The following is a 2,391-nucleotide window of genomic DNA, read 5'->3' on the forward strand; positions in this document are numbered from 1 at the left end:
CGGGACCCCCATCTGCGATGGGGTTACAACAGCCTCCGGTTTCATCGGAGGCTTTTTGTTTGGATGCTTATTGTGGAAACAATTCTGAAGATACGGCGGCTGGCCCATGTTCAGGGCAAGCCGATCAAGGCGATCTGCCGGGAGTTGGGCATATCGCGGAAAGTGGTGCGGAAGGTTTTGCGCACCGATGAGACGGAGTTCAAATACGAGCGGACCCGTCAACCTCAGCCGAAGCTCGGCCCCTGGCGCGATCAGCTCGATGGAATGCTGCTCACCAATGAGGCCAAATCCTCTCGCGAACGGCTGACACTGATCCGGATATTCGAGGACTTGCGCGACCTCGGCTACGAGGGCGGTTACGACACAGTCCGGCGCTACGCCCGAAGTTGGGCGAAGGAGCGCGGCTCTGTGACGGCGGAAGCCTACGTGCCGCTCTATTATGCGCCGGGCGAGGCTTACCAGTTTGACTGGAGCCACGAGATCGTCGTGCTGAACGGCGTGACGACTACGGTAAAGGTGGCGCATGTCCGGCTCTGCCACAGCCGGATGATGTATGTGAGAGCCTATCCGCGCGAGACGCAGGAGATGGTCTTCGATGCCCATGACCGGGCATTCGCGTTCTTCGGCGGGGCCTGCACGCGCGGCATCTACGATAACATGAAGACCGCGGTGGAGACGGTCTTCGTCGGCAAGGACCGGCAGTACAATCGCCGCTTCCTGCAGATGTGCAGCCACTACCTGATTGAGCCGGTGGCCTGCACGCCGGCGTCGGGGTGGGAGAAGGGCCAGGTCGAGAACCAGGTCAATCTGGTGCGGGAACGCTTCTTCACGCCGCGGCTGCGCTTCAAATCCTACGATGAACTGAATGGCTGGTTGCTGGACAAGTGCATCAGCTATGCCCGCGCCCATAAACATGTCGATCAAACGGAGCGCACGATCTGGGAGGTGTTCGATAGGGAACGGCCGCACCTGGTCGGCTATCCCGGCAAGTTCGACGGCTTCCACGCGGTGCAGGCCTCGATCGGCAAGACCTGCCTCGTGCGTTTCGACAACAACAAATACTCGGTGCTATCCACGGCAGTCGGCCGCCCGGCCGAGATACATGCCTATGCAGATCGCATCGTCATCCGGCAGGATGGCGTGGAGATCGGCCAACACGATCGCTGCTTCGGCCGTGGCGAGACGATCTATAATCCCTGGCATTACGTGCCGGTCCTGACCCGCAAGCCGGGAGCACTGCGCAACGGTGCGCCATTCCACGACTGGGTTTTGCCCGCCGCCATGGAGAAGGTGCGCCGCCGGCTGAAGTCCATGCATGACGGCGACCGGCAGATGGTGTCGATCCTCGAATGTGTGGGCCTGGACGGGCTCCCCGCCGTCGAAGCGGCCTGCCAGGAGGCGCTCGATCAGGGCGTGTTCTCGGCTGCCGTCATCATCAATATCCTGGCCCGCAAGCGTGATCCGCAGCCGGCCGCCATCCTTTCCATTCCCGACGCGCTTCGCCTGACCCACGAGCCTCTAGCCGATTGCGCCCGTTACGACAGCCTCAGGAGGGCAAGCTGATATGGAACGATCCCAAATCCTCGACATGATGGGCACGCTGAAGCTGTTCGGCATGCGCAGCGCCTATGACGAGATCATGGCCTCCGGCATAAAGCGCCAGCACGAGCCGCCGCGCATTGTCGGTGACCTGCTACAGTCAGAGATCGCCGAGAAACAGGCGCGCTCCATCAAATACCAGATCACCGTCGCCAAGCTGCCGCTAGCCAAGGACATCGACGACTTCGACTTTACCAATACGCCAGTCAACGAAGGCCTGGTGCGCCAGCTTGCGACAGGAGCCTTCCTCGCCGAGCAGCACAATATCGTTCTGGTCGGCGGAACCGGCACGGGGAAGTCCCATCTGTCCATCGCGCTCGCACGCGCCCTAATCCGCAACGGCGCACGCGGCCGCTTCTTCAACGTCGTCGACCTCGTCAATCGGCTCGAGACGGAGGCACGCAGCGGAAAGCAGGGGCGGCTTGCCGACTTCATCACCAGACTCGACTTCGTCATCATGGACGAGCTCGGCTATCTCCCATTCGCCCAGGCCGGTGGTCAGCTCCTCTTCCATCTGATCAGCAGGCTATACGAGCGGACCTCGATTATCGTCACGACGAACCTGGCGTTCGGCGAGTGGCCGGCCGTATTCGGCGACGCCAAAATGACCGCCGCTCTGCTCGACAGACTCACCCACCATTGCGAAATCGTTGAGACCGGGAATGAATCCTGGCGCTTCAAAAACCGCTCTCAAAGCTAAAGCCGAAAAGACAAACAACCCGCGCCCGCAGGCCCCTGCGCTAAATGGAGAGCTCCGGGCCTACGCGCGCTGACCCTATGCAACCAGAGGCA

1 protein-coding gene and 1 pseudogene are annotated in these 2,391 nt (G+C 61.4%); both read left to right on the forward strand.

Translation table 11 applies throughout. The annotated features are described in order from the left end of the window. Positions 1 to 63 precede the first annotated feature (63 nt). Positions 64 to 1,632: pseudogene (gene istA / locus BGP85_RS28570) on the forward strand (IS21 family transposase). Next, a complete protein-coding gene (gene istB / locus BGP85_RS28575; RefSeq protein WP_103466625.1) occupies positions 1,565 to 2,299 on the forward strand; it encodes an IS21-like element helper ATPase IstB in 735 nt (244 codons plus the stop codon). Before istA ends, istB begins: the two are co-directional and overlap by 68 nt. The last annotated feature ends 92 nt before the right edge of the window (positions 2,300 to 2,391 follow it).

It is taken from the genome of Pseudomonas putida (assembly GCF_002906855.1).
Lineage (GTDB): Bacteria > Pseudomonadota > Gammaproteobacteria > Pseudomonadales > Pseudomonadaceae > Aquipseudomonas > Aquipseudomonas putida_N.

Bases quoted from the DNA above. Each gene is read 5' to 3' on its own strand.
- istB (WP_103466625.1), top strand. From the start codon at position 1,565: ATGGAACGATCCCAAATCCTCGACATGATGGGCACGCTGAAGCTGTTC.